General features: G+C 29.0%; 23 protein-coding genes and 1 other annotated feature. All 23 genes read left to right on the top strand.

The genetic code is table 11. The features are described 5' to 3' along the window. Positions 1–85: 85 nt before the first annotated feature. Entirely contained in the window at positions 86–868 is a 783-nt protein-coding gene (locus ACI48P_RS04725; protein ID WP_475213962.1) for an EFR1 family ferrodoxin, read from the top strand. A 151-nt stretch (positions 869–1,019) separates the two neighbouring features. After that, positions 1,020–1,259, top strand: a binding site (T-box leader). A gap of 142 nt (positions 1,260–1,401) precedes the next feature. Continuing rightward, on the top strand, positions 1,402–2,100 hold the full coding sequence (locus tag ACI48P_RS04720; RefSeq protein WP_475213960.1) for a 5'-methylthioadenosine/adenosylhomocysteine nucleosidase: 699 nt from the start codon (positions 1,402–1,404) through the stop codon (positions 2,098–2,100). Positions 2,101–2,111: 11 nt separating this feature from the next. Then, a complete protein-coding gene (gene trpS, locus ACI48P_RS04715; RefSeq protein ID WP_475213958.1) occupies positions 2,112–3,116 on the top strand; it encodes a tryptophan--tRNA ligase in 1,005 nt (334 codons plus the stop codon). A gap of 212 nt (positions 3,117–3,328) precedes the next feature. Beyond that, positions 3,329–3,730, top strand: coding sequence for a hypothetical protein (locus tag ACI48P_RS04710; RefSeq protein WP_475213956.1), 402 nt, complete (start codon positions 3,329–3,331; stop codon positions 3,728–3,730). A 127-nt stretch (positions 3,731–3,857) separates the two neighbouring features. Continuing rightward, entirely contained in the window at positions 3,858–4,232 is a 375-nt protein-coding gene (locus ACI48P_RS04705; protein WP_475213954.1) for a DUF5665 domain-containing protein, read from the top strand. 9 nt (positions 4,233–4,241) lie between these two features. Then, on the top strand, positions 4,242–4,733 hold the full coding sequence (locus ACI48P_RS04700; RefSeq protein ID WP_475213952.1) for a TraR/DksA C4-type zinc finger protein: 492 nt from the start codon (positions 4,242–4,244) through the stop codon (positions 4,731–4,733). Between the two features lie 29 nt (positions 4,734–4,762). Continuing rightward, positions 4,763–5,536, top strand: coding sequence for a polysaccharide deacetylase family protein (locus ACI48P_RS04695; RefSeq protein ID WP_475213950.1), 774 nt, complete (start codon positions 4,763–4,765; stop codon positions 5,534–5,536). A gap of 101 nt (positions 5,537–5,637) precedes the next feature. Continuing rightward, positions 5,638–6,078 carry a signal peptidase II gene (gene lspA, locus ACI48P_RS04690; protein ID WP_475214154.1) on the top strand — a complete coding sequence of 147 codons (441 nt, stop codon included), beginning with the start codon at positions 5,638–5,640 and terminating at the stop codon, positions 6,076–6,078. Between the two features lie 8 nt (positions 6,079–6,086). After that, on the top strand, positions 6,087–6,998 hold the full coding sequence (locus ACI48P_RS04685; RefSeq protein ID WP_475213948.1) for an RluA family pseudouridine synthase: 912 nt from the start codon (positions 6,087–6,089) through the stop codon (positions 6,996–6,998). Positions 6,999–7,188: 190 nt separating this feature from the next. Further along, on the top strand, positions 7,189–7,722 hold the full coding sequence (gene pyrR, locus ACI48P_RS04680) for a bifunctional pyr operon transcriptional regulator/uracil phosphoribosyltransferase PyrR (RefSeq protein WP_475213947.1): 534 nt from the start codon (positions 7,189–7,191) through the stop codon (positions 7,720–7,722). A gap of 107 nt (positions 7,723–7,829) precedes the next feature. Beyond that, complete coding sequence (locus tag ACI48P_RS04675; protein WP_475213945.1) at positions 7,830–9,071, top strand: uracil-xanthine permease family protein; 1,242 nt, start codon at positions 7,830–7,832, stop codon at positions 9,069–9,071. Positions 9,072–9,398: 327 nt separating this feature from the next. Then, the gene (locus tag ACI48P_RS04670; protein WP_475213943.1) at positions 9,399–9,794 is read left to right on the top strand and encodes a lecithin retinol acyltransferase family protein; all 396 of its coding nucleotides are present in this window, start codon (positions 9,399–9,401) and stop codon (positions 9,792–9,794) included. 218 nt (positions 9,795–10,012) lie between these two features. Continuing rightward, entirely contained in the window at positions 10,013–11,026 is a 1,014-nt protein-coding gene (locus ACI48P_RS04665; protein ID WP_475213941.1) for a BMP family lipoprotein, read from the top strand. Between the two features lie 152 nt (positions 11,027–11,178). Then, on the top strand, positions 11,179–12,615 hold the full coding sequence (locus ACI48P_RS04660; protein ID WP_475213939.1) for a spore germination protein: 1,437 nt from the start codon (positions 11,179–11,181) through the stop codon (positions 12,613–12,615). A gap of 152 nt (positions 12,616–12,767) precedes the next feature. Beyond that, a complete protein-coding gene (locus ACI48P_RS04655) occupies positions 12,768–13,832 on the top strand; it encodes a glycosyltransferase (RefSeq protein ID WP_475213937.1) in 1,065 nt (354 codons plus the stop codon). Between the two features lie 156 nt (positions 13,833–13,988). Beyond that, positions 13,989–14,363 (top strand): GntR family transcriptional regulator, encoded by a 375-nt coding sequence (locus tag ACI48P_RS04650; RefSeq protein WP_475213934.1) that lies wholly within the window; start codon positions 13,989–13,991, stop codon positions 14,361–14,363. A gap of 1 nt (position 14,364) precedes the next feature. Beyond that, the gene (locus ACI48P_RS04645) at positions 14,365–15,201 is read left to right on the top strand and encodes an ABC transporter ATP-binding protein (RefSeq protein ID WP_475213933.1); all 837 of its coding nucleotides are present in this window, start codon (positions 14,365–14,367) and stop codon (positions 15,199–15,201) included. Next, the gene (locus ACI48P_RS04640; RefSeq protein WP_475213931.1) at positions 15,194–15,832 is read left to right on the top strand and encodes an ABC-2 transporter permease; all 639 of its coding nucleotides are present in this window, start codon (positions 15,194–15,196) and stop codon (positions 15,830–15,832) included. Before ACI48P_RS04645 ends, ACI48P_RS04640 begins: the two co-directional genes overlap by 8 nt. 11 nt (positions 15,833–15,843) lie before the next feature. Further along, positions 15,844–16,377, top strand: coding sequence for a hypothetical protein (locus tag ACI48P_RS04635; RefSeq protein WP_475213929.1), 534 nt, complete (start codon positions 15,844–15,846; stop codon positions 16,375–16,377). Between the two features lie 207 nt (positions 16,378–16,584). After that, positions 16,585–17,100 carry a GNAT family N-acetyltransferase gene (locus ACI48P_RS04630; protein WP_475213927.1) on the top strand — a complete coding sequence of 172 codons (516 nt, stop codon included), beginning with the start codon at positions 16,585–16,587 and terminating at the stop codon, positions 17,098–17,100. Between the two features lie 55 nt (positions 17,101–17,155). Beyond that, entirely contained in the window at positions 17,156–17,602 is a 447-nt protein-coding gene (locus ACI48P_RS04625) for an NUDIX domain-containing protein (RefSeq protein WP_475213926.1), read from the top strand. Between the two features lie 76 nt (positions 17,603–17,678). Further along, complete coding sequence (locus ACI48P_RS04620) at positions 17,679–18,152, top strand: ASCH domain-containing protein (RefSeq protein WP_475213924.1); 474 nt, start codon at positions 17,679–17,681, stop codon at positions 18,150–18,152. Positions 18,153–18,252: 100 nt separating this feature from the next. Then, positions 18,253–18,738, top strand: a complete 486-nt coding sequence (locus tag ACI48P_RS04615) for a GNAT family N-acetyltransferase (RefSeq protein WP_475213922.1) — start codon at positions 18,253–18,255, stop codon at positions 18,736–18,738. Positions 18,739–18,930: the final 192 nt, after the last annotated feature.

Here is an 18,930-nt window from a genome sequence, read left to right as displayed (position 1 = left end):
TAACAATTTAATAAACTAATCATTAACCACCTTGATTGCCTAATATATATTATAATTAAGTATAATAATTTATGAGGTGATTAAGGTGATATTTTATTTTTCTGGAACGGGAAATTCATTATACGTAGCAAAGAGTATTAAGGATAATGATGAAAAATTAATTTCAATAGCTAAAGAAACTTATAGTAATAAAGATATATATGAATATGATTTAAAAGACGATGAAAGTATAACATTTGTATACCCGGTATATGCATGGGCTCCACCTGAGATGGTTACTAATTTTATAAATAAAATAAAACTAAATAATTATAAGAATAATTATATATGCTCAGTAATTACTTGTGGAGAAGAAATAGGAAATGCTATGGATTATTTTAATAATAAATTAAACAATGTAGGATTAAATTTAAGTAGCGGATTTTCAATAGTAGCACCTAATAATTATATTATTATGGGAGATGTTGATAGCAAAGAAGTAGAAGCAAATAAGCTTAAAGAATTAGAAAATAAAATTAAAGTAATTAAAAATACTATTGATAATAAAGATAGAGGTGTTTTTGAAGTTGATAAGGGTAGAGCACCTAAATTTACAACTAATATCATAAGCCCATTATTTAATGATTATGCAAGGAGTACTAAAAAATTTAGTGTTAATGACAACTGTATAGGGTGTAAGATTTGTGAGAAAGTATGTAACAATAAATGTATAAAAGTAGATGATAAGCCTGTCTGGAATGGTAAGTGTAGTCAGTGTTTAGCCTGTATAAATTATTGTCCAACTAAGGCTATACAATATGGAAAGTTGACAACCAAAAAAGGAAGATATACAAATCCAAATATTAAAGTTAATGATATGTATTTATAGAAATAATAAATATATGTAATACATGTTTATTTATTAAAATATTTGATATAATAATACTAATACAATATAATAACATCTATAATATAAAAATAAATCTATTTATATAGTTGACAAAATTATTGTCCAAACATATTATTATAAAAAAGAATAAAATAATCCTATGATAAGGATTAGTAGCTAAATATAGTTTCAATACAGAGAGTTAAGAGTGGTGAGAACTTAACAAGAAAAGTTTAGTGAATGGACCTTTGAGGAGTTAGGTGAAATAAAGTAATTTACTTTAAAATAGCTGATATCGTGACTGCACGTTATAGCAGATATTAAGAGATATACATTTATTATATAAGTGTATATAATTTAGGTGGTACCGCGGAAAATATCCGTCCTATTTATTTAGGACGGTTTTTTAATGTGAAAAAATCAAATTACAAAAATACTAAGCTTGCTATAAATAACTTATAATAAATCATAAAAGTTATAGAAACAAATCCCAAGCTTAGATGAAGATAAATTTAAATACGTAGGAGGAACATATGAACAGAATAGGTATAATAGGAGCAATGGACGAAGAGGTAGACATATTAGTTGAACTAATGGATGTTAGAGAAACTGTAGAAAAGGCTAGCCTAAAGTTCTACCAAGGTCAAATAGAAGGAAAAGAAATAGTTTTAGTAAGATGTGGAATCGGTAAAGTAAACTCAGCACTATGTGCTCAAATATTAATAAGTGAGTTTAATGTTGATGCAGTAGTAAATACAGGTGTGGCAGGAGCTCTACACTCAGAATTAGATGTATATGACATAGTAATATCAACAGATGCAATACAACATGACTTTGATGCAACAGTATTTGGATACAAAAAAGGTATAATACCAAGAATGGATTCTTCAACTTTCGTTGCAGATGAAAGACTAGTAGAAGCAGCTTTCAAGTCATCAGTAGAAGAAACTAAAACTCATAAAGTAGTTAAAGGAAGAGTGGTTTCTGGAGATATATTCATAAGCTCTAAAGAATTAAAAGATGAGTTAGTAAATGAATTTGAAGCTTACTGTGGAGAAATGGAAGGAGCTGCTATAGCTCAAGTTTGTGCTTTAAACAATACACCATTTGTAATAATAAGAGCAATGTCAGATAAGGCTGATGGAACAGCAGATGTTACATATGAAGAGTTTGTTCAAGATGCAGCTCACAACTCTAAAGATATAGTATTAAACATGTTAAAATCAATATAGGGGTGAAATAAATGAGTGAAAAGAAGGTAATATTCAGTGGTGCTCAACCATCTGGAAAAATGACTCTAGGAAACTATTTAGGAGCAATCCAAAACTGGACCAAGCTTCAAGATGAATACGACTGTTTTTATAGTGTAGTTGATTTACATGCTATAACAGTGCCTCAAGAAGCTAAAGATTTAAGAGCTAACACTATGCAACTATTAGCTCAATACTTAGCTTGTGGTTTAGATCCAGAAAAGAATACAATATTTATACAATCACATGTAAGTGCGCATACAGAGCTTATGTGGATATTAAACACAATGACTTACATGGGTGAGTTAAGCAGAATGACTCAATTCAAGGATAAGTCTCAAAAAAGTGAAGCAAACTTAAATGCAGGATTATTTACTTACCCAGTATTAATGGCTGCTGATATACTTTTATATCAAACAGACTTAGTACCAGTTGGAGAAGATCAAAAGCAACATTTAGAGTTAGCTAGAGACTTAGGTGCTAGATTTAACAATAGATATTCACCTACATTTAAAATACCTGAGCCATATATACAAAAAGAAGTAGGAAGAGTAATGAGTTTACAAGAACCTACTAAAAAAATGAGTAAGTCTGATGAAAATGAAAATGCATTTATATTATTAGCTGATGATTCAGATACAATAAGAAGAAAGATAAAAAGAAGTGTTACAGATTCATTAGGTATAATAAGATACGATGACGAACAACCAGGAATCAAAAACTTATTAGACATATACTCTCAATTAGACAACAAGTCTGTAGAGCAAATAGTTGCTATGTATGAAGGTAAAGGGTATGGAGACTTTAAAAATGATGTAGCTGAGGTTATAGTTGAGTCTCTAAGACCTATAAGAGAGCAATATGTTGATTTATTAAATAACAAGGATTACTTAGAAAAAGTATATGCTATGGGTGCTGATAAAGCTGAAAGACAAGCTAGAAAAACACTAAGAAAAGTATACAAAAAAGTAGGATTAATAGAAAGAAAGTTTTTATAGAAAAATAAGAGAATTGGCATTTTGAGCTGATTCTCTTTTCTTTTTAATAAGAAATATATTAGAGGCTAGACATATTTGTATTGTATATTTTTATATAAATATAAGTAAAAAAATAAAAATGTGTATTCATATGTCAAAAGCTAGATTGCCTTCATATATTATATCATGGATAATAAATCCATTATTACAATATAGTACAAGGAGCTAGATATATGGGATGCAATAAAAATAAAAAATGCAAGGAACAAACTGTAGTAGAACATGTTTATATATTTAAAGACACTTGCTCAAAAAATAATGAATGTATTGAAAAAGATAACTGTAAAAAACATGATAACTGCAATAAATGTTGCCAAAACTGTTGTGAATGTTGCAGTCATCAAGATATGAGAGAAATATATATGTATTTGGGAAGACACGTTTACAACTTATTAAAAGAATTACAACTACCATGTAATCATCCATCATTAATATGCAGTTTACAAAAATTAGTAGATGGAGGTTGTTTACCATGTGGACATCCAAGTTTAGATCAACTAATATTAATGGCATTAGTTCAAGATAAACCAGAGAAGAAATGTGATGATAATTATTGGTGCAAATATAAAAAATAGATAACTTACAAGGTATAAATAGATTATAAAATTATGTAATCTATTTATACCTTGTTTTTGCATTATAAGAGACTTTTCTCCACATAATAATTTAGTAATCATTGTTTTATAAAGGATGTGACAAAAGTTGATACCCGGAAAATTTAATAATGACGATACAAATCCTGTAGATATGAAGGAAGTTGATAGAGCAATAAATGAACTTTATTTATCAGGAGATATGGAAAAGGATTTAGGAATAATAAGAAGATATTTAGAAAGACTAATCTTAATTATTGAAAGAAGCAGAATAAGAGATTATATGATGCTTACTGATAGTAGGCGTAGATTATTTGTTATCAACTTTGTAGCCGGAGTAGGAAAAGGATTTGGACAAGCTATAGGCTTTACTTTACTAGCAGGTGTAGCATTTTATTTATTAGCTAGCTGGGTAGACTTGCCTATTATAGGTAAATACATAGCAGAATTAGTAGACATTGTAGACAAATATAGAAATAGGTAGGTGTATATTATGGATTTAAACAAATACAAAAAACAACTTCAAGAAGAGAAGAGTAAATTAACAAATCTTATCTCAGAAATGCAAGATAATACTTTATTTGGAAACACTACTCATCACACTAGTGAAAGATATGCTTCAGGAGAGTTATCAAGTTATGATAATCATATAGGTGATATAGGTACAGATGTATTTATGCAAGATATGCAAAATAGTTTAACTACTCATGAAAAAGGAAAGTTAGGTCAAGTAGAGTCTGCTCTTACAAAAATTGAAAATGGAACTTATGGTGTATGTGACATATGTAAAAATCAAATTGATGAGGACAGACTAGATATATTACCAGAGACTGGATTATGTTCTCACTGTGCTAAAGAACATGATAATTTACCTAATGAAAATCAACAAATGGATCTTAACTTTGTTAATGAAGGATGCAATTTTTACTCTGAGGATTTAGAAAAGCTAACTAACTTAAATAAGACAGGAAAAAATAGAAGATAAAAACTAAACTTTCAGGAGAAGGTGCTATTATGAAAAAAATACTGTATATACTACCTGCTATAATGTTATTTGTTTTAGGTATATACACTTATAATATTAGGAGTGAAGAAACAAAAGAAGTAACAAACATTAAAAGTGATGTAGTAAACGATTATGAAAGCATAATAATCAAAAGAGGTAGAAATGATGAGAAGCTTATAGCTTTAACTTTTGATGATGGGCCCGACGAGGATTTTACTCCACAAATACTAGATGTTTTAAAAAAGTATGATGTTAAAGCTACATTTTTTGTAATGGGGCAAAAAGTGGGCTGGAATCCTGAAATAGTAAAAAGAGAGCATGAAGAGGGTCACGAAATAGGAAATCATACTTTTACACATATCAATGTTTCAAAAAGAGGATATGCAGAAATAGAAAAGGAAATAATTCAAACGCAAGAAATAGTAAAACAAACAATAGGGGAAGAGCCAAAAATATTTAGGCCACCATATAGAGCTATAAGCAAAAATATGTGCAGTATTGCAAAAGACAAAGACATGAATATAATATTATGGTCTAACCTTGACCCAAGAGATTGGTCTAACCCAGGAGTTTACTATATATGCAACACAATAGTAAGCAAGATACAAAATGGTAGTATTATACTCCTTCATGATTATAATAGCGTTAGAAATTCTAAATCTCAAACTATACAAGCTTTAGATGTGTTTATACCACAGCTACAAGCAAAAGGATATAAGTTTGTAACTATATCTGAATTAATTGATCATTTAGGAGAAGATAAAGAAACTCAACAACAGTAATTTAAAAATTTCTTTTAATCAAATTAGCTTCCAATTTGGAAGCTTTTTTTTGTATAATGAGTATATGAATATATTTTTAGGAGGAAAAGATATTGATATATATATATGCGGCAATTATTGCTCTTTTAATAGGAATAGATCAATTATCTAAAGTTTGGGCATTAAATTCTTTACAAGAAATAGGTTCTATACCAGTTATAGAAAATGTGTTTCATCTTACATATGTAGAAAATAGAGGAGCAGCTTTTGGAATGTTACAAAATCAACAATGGATATTTGTAATTGTTGCTGTAGTAGCTTCTATATTTGGGTTATACTATCTATATAAGAAAAATGTTAATCTTTTAGGAAAAAGTGCTATTATACTAATAATAGCTGGAGCAGTAGGAAATGCAATAGACAGAGTAAGGCTAGGATTTGTAGTTGATTACTTTGATTTTAGATTTATTTGGCAATATGTATTTAATATAGCGGATGTATTTGTAGTAGTAGGTACAATACTTTTATGTGTATATATATTGTTTTTTGAAGACAAAGAGTAGGTGAAAGAATGGACGAAATAAAAGAGTTTTTAGTAATAGATGAAGAAGAAGGAGATAGACTAGATGTATATTTATCAGCACAACTTGGAGATATGTCTAGAAGCTATATCCAAAAGATAATAAAGGAAAATAAAGTAAAGGTTAATAATAAAGTAGAAAAAGCTAAATATTTAGTTAAGGAAGATGATAAGATAAGCATTGAAATACCAGCCCCTAAACTTTTAGAGGTAACACCACAGGATATACCTATAGATATAGTATATGAAGATGGAGATTTATTAATAGTAAATAAGCCTCAAGACATGGTAGTACATCCTGCACCAGGAAATTATGAAGGAACATTAGTGAATGCTATTTTATACCACTGTAAAGATAATTTATCATCAATAAATGGAGTAATTAGACCTGGTATAGTTCATAGAATTGACAAGGACACTTCAGGGCTTTTAATGATTGCAAAAAATAACAATGCACATAATTCTTTAGCAGAACAATTAAAGGATCACTCTATAACTAGAGAATATGAATTTATATGTCATGGAGTAGTTAAAGAAGACAAAATAACGGTAAATAAACCAATAGGAAGAAATCCTAAGGATAGATTAAAGATGGCAGTAGTAAATGGCGGAAAAGAAGCTATAACTCATTTTGAAGTTATAGAAAGATATGAAAACTTTACACATATGAAAGCTACTTTAGAGACTGGTAGAACTCATCAAATAAGAGTACATGCACTGTCTATTAATCATCCTTTATTAGGAGACCCTTTATATGGACCTAAAAATAATAAATTTAAAACTAATGGACAAACACTACATGCTAGAAAATTAGGATTCATACATCCTACAACTAATGAGTATGTAGAGTTTAATTCAGAGTTGCCGAAGTATTTTGTAGATATTGTTAATAAAATTAAATAACTTGCAAAATCTTATTTAAGAATATATAATAGGTTTAGAAAGTGTAATATACCTTTAAATGATACAGAGATATCAAAAGGCATAAGTGAGACGCTATTTATACTTAGTATGCAATTCTCAGCTTCTTGTCTTTTGATAAGAAGCTTTTTATATTGAAACATAATAACATATTAAAATTAGGAGGTCAGTCATGATAGAAAAGGCCCAATTAATGGATGAAAAAGCAATAGGAAGAGCCATAACAAGAATAAGTCATGAAATAATAGAAAAAAACAAAGGTGTAGAAGATATAGTACTAGTTGGAATAAAAACTAGAGGTGTACCAATAGCTCAGAGAATATCTAACAAGATAGAGCAGATAGAAGGCACTAAGGTAAATACTGGTGAAGTTGATATTACACTTTATAGAGATGATTTAAAGAAAGTAGACGTGGATCCTGTTATAAACGGATCTAATATAGATTTTAATATTAATGACAAAATAGTAATATTAGTAGATGATGTTTTATACACTGGAAGAACAGTTAGATCTGCATTAGATGCTATAATGGATGTTGGTAGGCCTAAGTCTATACAACTTGCAGTTATAGTAGATAGAGGACACAGAGAACTTCCTGTTAGAGCTGACTATGTAGGAAAAAATGTACCTACGTCAAGACATGAAATTATATCTGTTAAGTTAGCTGAAATTGACGGAGAAGATTCGGTAACAATAAAAGAGTAGAAACATAAACTGTATAAGGTTTATAATATGCCTTTTAATTCAGTACAGAGATACTGAAAAAGGGAGAATGAGTTCTCCCTAGTTAAAAAATTGAGGGAGGTTTTTTTATGAAAAAAACTATATTATCATTACAACATTTATTAGCAATGTTTGGAGCTACAGTATTAGTTCCAATCTTAACAGGGTTTGACCCAGCTGTTGCAATATTTTGCGCAGGGATAGGAACATTAATATTTCACTTATGTACAAAAGGTCAAGTACCAGTATTCTTAGGCTCAAGTTTTGCATTTATTCCAGTAATAATAGCAGCTAAAGAAGCTCACGGTGGAGATTTAGCATATGCACAAGGTGGAATAATGGTAGCAGGTTTATTATATGTAGGGTTATCATTATTAGTAGGAGCTGTGGGAGTAGATAAAATAAAGAAATATTTCCCGGCGCAAGTTACAGGAGCAATGATAGCTGTTATAGGTTTAAACTTATTACCGACAGCATTCGATATGGCATCTAATCAATTTATGATAGCTGGCATAACATTAGTATTAGCAATTTTAATAAATAAATTTGCTAAAGGATTCATAAAGCAACTTGGAATATTAATAGCAGTATTTGTTGGATATGGTATAAGCTTAATGATGGGAATAGTAGACGTAAGTACTATAACAGAAGCAAGTTTATTTGCAGCACCAAGCTTTACATTACCTAAGTTTAGCTTAGATGCAATAGTTATGATAGCACCAGTTGTTCTTGCAGTATTTATGGAACATATAGGAGATATGACTACAAATGGAGCAGTTGTAGGTAAAAACTTTATAGAAAATCCAGGATTAAATAAAACTTTGCTTGGAGATGGTTTAGCTACTATAGTAGCAGGATTTTTAGGAGGACCAGCAAATACTACTTATGGAGAAAATACAGCAGTACTTGCTATAACTAAAAACTACGACCCTTCTATATTAAGACGTACAGCAATACTTGCAGTATTACTTGCATGTGTAGGTAAGTTCGGTGGATTCTTACAAAGTATACCAACAGCAGTTATGGGTGGTATAAGCTTAATGTTATTCACAATGATATCTTTAGTAGGAGTTAAGACTATAAAAGATAGCTCTTGTGTAGAAAATAAAAATAACATAATAATAATAGCAACTATAATGATAATAGGTCTTGGAACAACATACTTAGGAAATAAAGGTATAGCAATAGGTATACCAATAACTGATAGTGTTATGATAACAGGATTAAGTTTAGCAGCTATAGTTGGTATAGTTTTAAATAGATTATTAAACAACGAAGACTTTACAGAAACAAAAAAAGAAAAAGCTGTTATCGCAGAAACAACTATATAATTATAAGTTAAAAGGTTACATCGAAATATAAATATTTTGATGTAACCTTTTTTACGTATAAGGAAATCACAATAGTTCTCAATATGTGTATAACTCATGTAACGAAATTATACCAATGCACTAATTGTAAGTAAAAAATATTTTGAGCAACGGACGAAGTCGTTGGCGACATGAGCGAAGCGAATTTTTTATATATAAAGACCTTTGAGAAATGGTCATAAAGAGCGATTTAAAAATGTAGTTAATTAATGGGAGGTAATTTTTATATTAACCCTTTTCTGTGTAATATCATAGATAATATTAGTAGGTATCTTGGGGGGACAAAATATGGAAAAGGCTAAATATGGTGATGTGATTTATACAAAACACAAAATATACAAGCATTATGGGATATATATTAATGATGATTGTGTAATTCACTATGATGGAAAAATAGATGATATGTGGCTTAGAAATATGTTTATAAGACAAACTAATATGAAAAGATTTTTGGCTGGTGCGGATAGATACTATATATATAAAGGCAAGTCTTACTATTCTCCAGAAGAAACTGTACACAGGGCAAAAAGCAGACTTGGAGAAGGTAGTTTTAACTTACTAACTAATAACTGTGAACATGTGTCCATGTGGTGTAAAACTGGCCAGAGTAAATCCATGCAGGTTAACTTGGTTGAATTAGGTATAGCTTTGTTTTGTTTATATAAAGTAAATATCAAAAATTAAGTCCTAGAGTAATAGGGCTTTTTATTTTAGAAATAATATATATTAGAGAATTTATAAAATGATTATGGTAATAATAATTAAGAAAAACCTTTATATAATAATATTTAAGTAAAAATATAGACAAATTATAAAAAATATTATAAAATAGTATTCTGTTTTCGAACTAAAACACAAAAGTTATAAATATAGTTCAGAAATGGTAATATAGGAGGAAGCGAATGAAACTTAAAAAATTATTATCAGTATCAATGGCTATGGTGATATCAGCATCATTATTAGCAGGATGTTCTAAAAAAGAAGAAGCAAAAAGTAATCTTTCAGTAGGTATAGTCCTTGGAGAAGGAAGCATAAATGACCAAAGCTTTAACCAATCAACATGGGAAGGCTTACAACAAGCTAAAAAAGAGTTTGGAATAGAAGTGAAATACTTAGAATCACAACAAGAATCAGAATACATACAAAATGTAGAAACATTTATAGATCAAGATGTAGACTTAATAATAGGAGTAGGATATCAATTAAAAGATACTATACAAGAAGTATCAAGTAGCTATCCAGATCAAAAGTTTGCAATATTAGATGAAACGTATGAGCAAATACCAGCTAACGTAGTTCCAGTAGTATTTAAAGAAGAAGAAGGAGCTTACTTAGCAGGAGCTGTCGCAGCTAAAATGAGTGAAACTAAAAACATTGGGTTTATAGGTGGTATGCCAGCACCATCAGTAGTTAGATACCAATATGGATTTAAAGCAGGAGCTGAAAATACTGATCCAGCTATAAAAGTAAGTGAACAATATGCAAACTCTTTTAGTGATGCAGCAAAAGGAAAGTCTATAGCAAAACAAATGCACTCTGCAAATGTTGATATAATACTTACTGCAGCAGGAGCTGTTGGAAATGGATCAATAGAAGCAGCTAAAGAAAATGGTAAATATGCAATAGGTGTAGACAGAGACCAAAGCGACTTAGCACCAGAAAATGTTATAACTTCGATACTTAAAAAGTTAAATGTAGCTTCTTACAACTTAGCTAAAGATTTAGTTGAAGGAAACTACAAAGGTGGAGCTGAAAAAGTTTACGGATTAAAAGAAGACGGAGTAGGACTTGCATCAAATATAGAAAGTTTTGCAACTAAAGAAGTATTAGACTACATTGATGAAGTAACAGCAAAGATAATAAGTGGAGAAATAAAAGTTCCTAAAACTGAAGAAGAATATAATTCAATGAAATAGTTAAGATATAAAAAGCCCAGTAAATTTACTGGGCTTTTTAAATACAAAGAAATGAGATATAAGGGATGAGATTTTTTACTTTTATATATTTTAAATAATATATATGACATATATTTAGAAATAATAGTTAAAAATATAGTTAGTAAAAAGGGGTGATTAATATTAAATTAACTAAAGATGTGAATAAAAACTATAATCATATTATTTCAAAGTTAAAGGTAAAAAAGAGTTTTGACTTAGTAGCTAGAGAAATACATATAGGTGGAAGAAAGGCATATTTATTTTTCGTAGATGGCTTTATGAAAGATGAAGTTGCTGAAAGGGTTTTAAATAAGTTTATATCTATATCTAAAGAAGAAATGAACGAGTTAAAAAACATATCTGATTTTATGAACAATTTTATAGCTCATATTGAAGTGGATAAAGAAGATGATATAGATAAAATAGTGTCTGGTGTTTTGACAGGGCCGATGGGCATAATTATTGATGGATTTGATGAAGGTATTATATTAGATGTTAGAACTTACCCAGCAAGAGGTACAGAAGAACCTCAGAAAGAACAAACCCTTAGAGGTTCTAAGGATGGATTTGTAGAGACATTAGTAATGAATACTGCTCTTATTAGAAGAAGAGTAAGAGATGAAAATTTAGTTTTCGAAATGATGAATATAGGAAATAAATCTAGGACAGACATTTGTATTGGTTATATTGATGGTCTTGCGGAATCAGATAATGTTGAGCTAATAAAAAAAGAACTGGAAAGTATCGATGTAAGGGCTCTTGTAATGGGAGATCAAAGTTTGGTTGAAACCTTAACTAAACAAAAATGGTACAATCCATTCCCTAAAATAAAGACAACACAAAGGCCAGATGTGGCATCAGCTCATGTTCTTGAAGGAAAGATAGTACTTCTTATAGATACATCTCCAAATATAATAATTTTACCAGCAAGTATTTTTGATTTTATGCAAGAGTCAGATGATTACTATGAACCAATTATAACTGGTAATTACTTAAGATTTATTAGGAACTTTACATTGTTAATTACTCTAATACTAACACCATTGTATTTGTTGCTTTTAGAATATATAAATGTACTTCCAGGTTGGATTAGGTTTATTGAGCCAGATAAAGGATTTGCAGTCCCTATAATAATTCAGTTTTTACTTCTAGAATTTGCAGTAGATTCACTAAAATTAGCATCATTAAATACTCCAGGTCAACTAGGCATGTCATTGTCAGTGGTAGGTGCTTTGATACTTGGTGATTTTGCTATTAAGACAGAATGGTTTATACCAGAGACAATACTTTATACTGCTATAGTATCCCTTGGGGGCTTTGCACAATCAAGTGTTGAACTTGGCTTTGCTATTAAGCTATGTAGGATAGTTATGCTTATTTTAACATCCATATTTGGTATATGGGGATTTGTGGCAGGGTTATTATTAACATTATTATTGATGGCTACAAATAAGACAATGACAGGTCAATCTTATATTTATCCTTTATATCCATTTAATTGGGAAGCCCTAAAACATCAGTTAATTAGAACGCCTATAAGATCAAATAAGAGAGAGATACAAAAATAATATTTATTATATGATAACAAATTAAAACATAATAATAAAAAAGGACTTAAAATCTTAAAAGATTATAGGTCCTTTTTTATTTATTATCATAACTTAAATATTAGTAGATATTTTTATTTATAAATAAATTTTATATTATTTTGGAGGGTAAAATGATTTCAATAAGTTTATGTATGATAGTAAAAAATGAAGAAGATGTAATCGGAAGATGCTTAGATTGCGTTAAAGACATAGTTGATGAGATTATTGTTATAGATACAGGATCTACTGATAAAACAAAAGAAATAGTGAAGAAATACACAGATAAAATTTATGATTTTAAGTGGATAGATGATTTTTCGGTTGCTAGAAATTATTCTTTTAGTAAGGCAACAAAAGAATACATATTTTGGATTGACGCAGATGAAGTGCTTTTAAAAAAAGACCAAGGATTATTATTAAACTTAAAACATATCATGGATTCTAATGTTGATACTGTTACTATGACCGACCATAGGGGGCTAGATGAAAGTGGTCAACCGCTTTTAAGATACAAAAGAAATAGGTTAGTTAAAAGAAAAAATAATTTTAAATGGGTTGGTTTTATACATGAATTTCTTCATGTTACAGGAAATGTATATGAAAGCAATATAGCTATTACACATAAAAAAATAAATGACGTAGGAGATAGAAATTTAAGAATATACAAAAATAAGATTAAGGAAGGTCATATATTGTCTACTAGAGACGTGTACTATTATGGTAAGGAATTATACTATAATGGTCTATATGATGAGGCAATAGAAGTTTTAGACAGGTTTTCTAAAATGGATGCTTGGGTAGAAGAAAAAATAGATTCTCAATGTAAAGTATCAGATTGCTACTTCGAAAAAGGAGATTATATTAATGCTAGAAATAGCCTATATAAAACCTTTGAATACACAACACCTAGAGCAGAGGCATTATATAGAATAGGAGACATATTTAAAGCTGAAGAGCGATATGAAGAAGCAATCAGCTGGTATAAATATATATTTAATTTGAAAATGCCTAGAGAGTGCTATGGATTCTTATCTCCAGAATATTGGACCTGGAAGCCACATTTACAACTTTCTGTTTGTTATTTCAAAATAAATAATATTGAAAAATCAAAATATCATCATAATAAGGCTTATAAAATTAACCCAAACAATTACTATATATCTAAAAATGAAGAGTTTTTCAACTCTATAAGTTAAATTGTTGTGTATAGATAAGTGTAAAAAGGTACTATGGATTTTCATAGTACCTTTTTTACGTATATTTTTACAAATAGGGTTGCAATTTTATGAACAACTGTATAATATGTATATATACAGTATATACATATTATACAGTGTGGGAGGTGAATAAATATGAATATTATTATTTCAAATGCATCAGATCTACCAATATATCTTCAGATTGTAAACCAAATTAAAAATGCTATATTAAGTGGAAAGCTAGAGGAAAATCAAATGTTGCCTTCAATGAGGGCTTTAGCAAGGGATTTGAATATAAGTTTCATAACTACTAAGAGAGCTTACGAAGAACTTGAAAAACAGGGGATGATAAACACTGTTCCAGGTAAGGGATGTTATGTATCATCTTTTAATAAAGAGCTTGTTTATGAAGCTAAAATAAGAGAAATAGAAGATAAGTTAGAGGAAAGCATAAATCTATCTAGGGTGATAGGTTTAACTAAGGATGAGTTGATAGAAATATTAGATAGCTTATATGAGGGGGAATAAAATGCTAGAACTAAAAGGAGTTAGTAAAGATTTTGGAAGCTTTAAACTAGAGAATATATCTTTTAAGCTAGAAGAAGGCTTTATTATGGGTTTAATCGGACCAAATGGTTCGGGAAAGACTACACTTATAAAGTTAATAATGAATTTGCTTAATTGTGATTCTGGAGAAATATATTTTATGGGAGAAAATATAAAAAATAATACTAAAAAGCTCAAAGAAAATATTGGGTTTGTATATGATGACTTGCATTTTTATGAAAACTTAAAAGTAAGTGATTTTAAGAAGACTGTTTCATCTTTTTACTTTAACTTTGATAATGAAAAGTTTGGTAGTTATATTCAAAAGTTTAATATATCAGAGAATTCCAAGGTTGGGAAACTTTCAAAAGGACAAAAAATTAAATTAATGCTAGCTAATGCATTAAGCCATAATGCAAAGTTATTAATACTTGATGAGCCTACTTCAGGACTTGATCCAATATTTAGAAAAGAAATGATTAATATACTTCAAGAAGAGTTAGAAAATGGGGAAAAAAGTGTAATATTTTCTACTCATATAACTCAAGATTTAGAACAAGCAGCAGACTATATTACATTTATCAATAATGGAAAATTAGTATTTAGCAAAAGTAAAGAGTATATAGATGAAAATTATAAAATAATTAAGGGTAGTAAAGAAGAACTAGAAAGTATAGAGCTTATAAGTAGAAAAGATAGCCATTATTATAGCGAAGGATTATTTATAAAGTCAGGTTATGAAGTAGAGGCTACAAACATAAATAAAGCTTCACTAGAAGAAATAATTTATTATTATGGGAAGGAGAATATAAATGATTAATTTAATAAAAAAGGACTTAAGAGCTTGTTTTAAAGCAGACTTAAAAACTATTGGCAAATTAGCTTTTGGATTATTGTTATTTTCTTTTATTTTAATGCCTGTAGCAGGAATAGCAATACCGTTATTTATAAGTTATATTTTCATACTTAGAAGTTTTTATCTAGATGAATTAAATAAGACAGATTTATTTTTTAACAGTATGCCAATAGAAAAAGATGACATAGTTTATGGAAAATATTTATTTTCTACAATCATCATGGTAGTATCTTTAATATTTACATTTTTATATACAAAAATGTTGAAAGGTATATGGTATATTGATTTAATTAATTTAAAAGTAGCTTTAATATCACTTAGCCTTGTGCTATTAGTAATATCAATATGTATCCCAATCGTATTTAAATATGGATATAACAAGTCTTATATTTTTGCAAACCTAATTATGATAGCAGTTGCTTTATTCACTGTATTTTCTGCATCTAAACCAACAGCTGACATATGGATAGAAGGTACTACAAAGAGTTTAGTGGAGCCGAAATACTTAATCTTAAGTGGAATTTCAATAATAGTGTATATTGCATCAATGTATATCAGCTCAAGAATATATGCTAAAAAAGAAATAGCTAATTAGGAGGAGAAAATATGAATAAGCAGTTTATAAAAATAAGTTTAATGATTTGTATACCATTTTTATTATTAATTGGATTTTATACTATGACTATTAGAGAAAGCGAAGAGCCTGATTCATTACCTGACCAAATAGCAATAGAATATAAAGGTCATGAAGAAGATAGGTATGATCATATAATTACCATGGTTGTTAAGAATGGTACTAAAGATATAGCGACTATAAATAATATAGATTTATCATTTAGCTATAAGTGGGATTATAAAGAGGATGACGGAACATGGACTAGCGATAAAGATTTTTATTTTAGAGGATATGAAGAAGATAGACACGTTGAAGGTGGAGTATATGGAATAGATCCAGGAACTGAAAAAAAAGTAATATTTAGGATACCTAAAGCTCTTAATTTAGATGAAAAAGTATTTGATTTAGAAAAGCCAGAAATAAACTATAATTTAAGTCTTTATAAATTTAGAACAGGTAAATCTTCACTAATGTTTGGAGCAGGTATGATTGGTGGAAGCAAAACATTGGGTATGGAGTACTAATAAAATAATAGCTCATATTTGTGGATGAGTATTATATGTTCTTATAAAAGTGATCTATGAATATATTTAAAGTAAAGTCGAGAGAAATCTCGGCTTTTTAACGTTATACTATGTTTATATCAATATAGTATATATTGTTATGCTATGATTAAATTAATGATCATTGTAACCTATGTAATTTAACTAATTAAAGGGGGGAGGGATAATATGATAAAAGAAATATTAGAAAATGGGTATTTAATTAGGCCTATAACATATGAGAACCATATTGAAATTAAGTACCTTTATGATTTATGTTCAGATTACCATATAATGTGTAGTGGAGAAAATGCTACTGATAAAGATATAGCTGAAATTTTTAAGTATACAGATAAAAAGACAATGGAAGACTCCTTAACACTTGGAGCATATAATAATGAAAGGTTATTAATTGGTATGGTAGACATATTTAAAAATTATCCTGAAAATAAAACTTGGATGATTGGTTTACTTTTACTATCGCCAAGTGAAAGAAGTAAAAACTTAGGTAAAATAATTCATGAAGAAATAAAAGAGTATGCCACAAGTCAAGGTGCTGATGAGTTTAGGATAGGGGTAATTGAAAAAAATGTTAAGGGTAAAAAGTTTTGGGATTCTTTAGGATACAAACAAGAAAAAATAACTACCATAAAAATGAGGAATGAAGAACATAATTTAGATATATTAAGATTAAAACTTAAGTAAATTACTATATGAAATATTATAGGATTCTTAGATATGAGAAATCAAAGGTGATAACATGATTAATAAAATATTTGGAGAAAGAATAGAAGATGTTAGCTATTATGAACGTTTAGGAGTTTATGCAATAATAATAAAGGATAATAAAATAGCAACTGTTAAAACACCAAAGGGCAACTTTTTAATTGGTGGTGGAATAGAAGATAGAGAGACACATGAGGAATGTATAGTAAGAGAATCATTAGAAGAAACAGGATCTGAAGTAGAGGTAAAAGACTATATTTGTAAGAGTGAAACGTATTGTTTCTCAAAGGGACTAAATAGGTACTTTAATCCTATTTGTTATTATTATTTTACAGAAATAAAAGATAAAGTAATTGAACCAATAGAAAATGATCATAAATTTGAATGGATATCTGCTAATGAAATAGAATACAAAATAACATTAGAACATCAAAAATGGGCGATAAATCAAGCTATGAATAATATTATATTAGCCAAATAATATATAAATTTATCGAATAAATGAAATTTAAAACAGAAAAGAATATTTAAACGTAGCATATCAGGGGGAGGATTTTATGATAAAAGAACATAGATCAGTTAGAGAAATGTGGGAAAACTACCTAATAACGATAGATGAAGATCTAAATAACACTACGAAAAAATACACATCATGGTATTTTTGTGATAATGAAGAAAGTGCAAATAATTTAGTAAGCCTTGTTAAACGAGGAGTTAAAAGAGGCACAGCATCTTTACATTACTTGTACAAAATAGACAATGAACCTGTACCCCAAAAAGGAGACTACAGTGTAGTAACAAACTTCAGCGGAAAAGCAGAATGCATAATCAGAAATAAGAAAGTAACGATATTACCTTTTAAAAATGTAGGTGAAGAACTAGCATACATAGAAGGTGAAGGTGATAAGTCTCTAAAATATTGGAGAGATGTACATATAGAATTCTTTACTAGAGAATTAAATTCTCAAGGTCTAGAATTTAATGAAGATATGGAAGTAGTATTTGAAGAGTTTGAAGTTGTATATAAATAATGACCTTAATTAATAATTAGCCATTTAGATGTAAAGATACACGAAGCCATGTATAGTGGCATAGTAAATATTATATAAGAATTACAGGTATTAAAAAGAGGTGATAAGAATCATAAATATTGATGAGTGCAAGCTAGTTGCTTTGAATAAGGATATACTAAAGTATATATGTACCTGGAAATATGAAGAACCATACAACGTATACGATTTAGAACTAAACCAATACTTAAAAGATAGTAGCTCTTGGGGAAGAGAGCAATTTGTTTTAGCTGAAAATAAGCACATAATGGCATATGTAGCATGCCAAATGATAAATAAAGAAATGTGGGTAGGATGGTCATTAAGACCAGACTTATGTGGTCAAGGAATAGGTAGGGAGTTTGCAAATAAATGTATTAATGAGTTGATTGAATTAAATAAACACCATAATAAGGATATATTTCTAAAAGTAGGAAACTGGAACACTAGAGCAATAAAAACCTACGAAAAATTAGGGTTTGTGCATCATGATAAATTAACCCGCTTAGAAAATAATAACCTAATTGAATATATTATAATGAAAATACAAAAAGGAGATATGTATTAGAAATTATAAAATATATATCATTACTTACTCTTACCAATGGGAAAATTTAATCGTAAAATAAAAAGGCTATTTTGAAAATATGAATTGGGAGCAGAATCTAGCGAAGGTAAGAGTGAATAAGTTTAACTGACATTTGCAGGCGCGTATTTTGCCTGCATGGAAGTGAACTTATCACTCTTACCGGAGCGCTGA

Source organism: Romboutsia sp. LXY-2 (assembly GCF_056171995.1).
Note: the sequence above shows the minus strand (reverse complement) of the source record. Positions and strands in the feature narration are given on the sequence as shown.

Bases quoted from the DNA above. Each gene is read 5' to 3' on its own strand.
- ACI48P_RS04655 (WP_475213937.1), top strand. From the start codon at position 12,768: ATGATTTCAATAAGTTTATGTATGATAGTAAAAAATGAAGAAGATGTA.
- ACI48P_RS04700 (WP_475213952.1), top strand. From the start codon at position 4,242: ATGGATTTAAACAAATACAAAAAACAACTTCAAGAAGAGAAGAGTAAA.
- ACI48P_RS04670 (WP_475213943.1), top strand. From the start codon at position 9,399: ATGGAAAAGGCTAAATATGGTGATGTGATTTATACAAAACACAAAATA.
- trpS (WP_475213958.1), top strand. From the start codon at position 2,112: ATGAGTGAAAAGAAGGTAATATTCAGTGGTGCTCAACCATCTGGAAAA.
- ACI48P_RS04720 (WP_475213960.1), top strand. From the start codon at position 1,402: ATGAACAGAATAGGTATAATAGGAGCAATGGACGAAGAGGTAGACATA.
- ACI48P_RS04625 (WP_475213926.1), top strand. From the start codon at position 17,156: ATGATTAATAAAATATTTGGAGAAAGAATAGAAGATGTTAGCTATTAT.
- ACI48P_RS04685 (WP_475213948.1), top strand. From the start codon at position 6,087: ATGGACGAAATAAAAGAGTTTTTAGTAATAGATGAAGAAGAAGGAGAT.
- ACI48P_RS04640 (WP_475213931.1), top strand. From the start codon at position 15,194: ATGATTAATTTAATAAAAAAGGACTTAAGAGCTTGTTTTAAAGCAGAC.
- pyrR (WP_475213947.1), top strand. From the start codon at position 7,189: ATGATAGAAAAGGCCCAATTAATGGATGAAAAAGCAATAGGAAGAGCC.
- ACI48P_RS04710 (WP_475213956.1), top strand. From the start codon at position 3,329: ATGGGATGCAATAAAAATAAAAAATGCAAGGAACAAACTGTAGTAGAA.
- ACI48P_RS04695 (WP_475213950.1), top strand. From the start codon at position 4,763: ATGAAAAAAATACTGTATATACTACCTGCTATAATGTTATTTGTTTTA.
- ACI48P_RS04675 (WP_475213945.1), top strand. From the start codon at position 7,830: ATGAAAAAAACTATATTATCATTACAACATTTATTAGCAATGTTTGGA.
- ACI48P_RS04635 (WP_475213929.1), top strand. From the start codon at position 15,844: ATGAATAAGCAGTTTATAAAAATAAGTTTAATGATTTGTATACCATTT.
- ACI48P_RS04620 (WP_475213924.1), top strand. From the start codon at position 17,679: ATGATAAAAGAACATAGATCAGTTAGAGAAATGTGGGAAAACTACCTA.
- ACI48P_RS04650 (WP_475213934.1), top strand. From the start codon at position 13,989: ATGAATATTATTATTTCAAATGCATCAGATCTACCAATATATCTTCAG.
- ACI48P_RS04665 (WP_475213941.1), top strand. From the start codon at position 10,013: ATGAAACTTAAAAAATTATTATCAGTATCAATGGCTATGGTGATATCA.
- ACI48P_RS04630 (WP_475213927.1), top strand. From the start codon at position 16,585: ATGATAAAAGAAATATTAGAAAATGGGTATTTAATTAGGCCTATAACA.
- ACI48P_RS04645 (WP_475213933.1), top strand. From the start codon at position 14,365: ATGCTAGAACTAAAAGGAGTTAGTAAAGATTTTGGAAGCTTTAAACTA.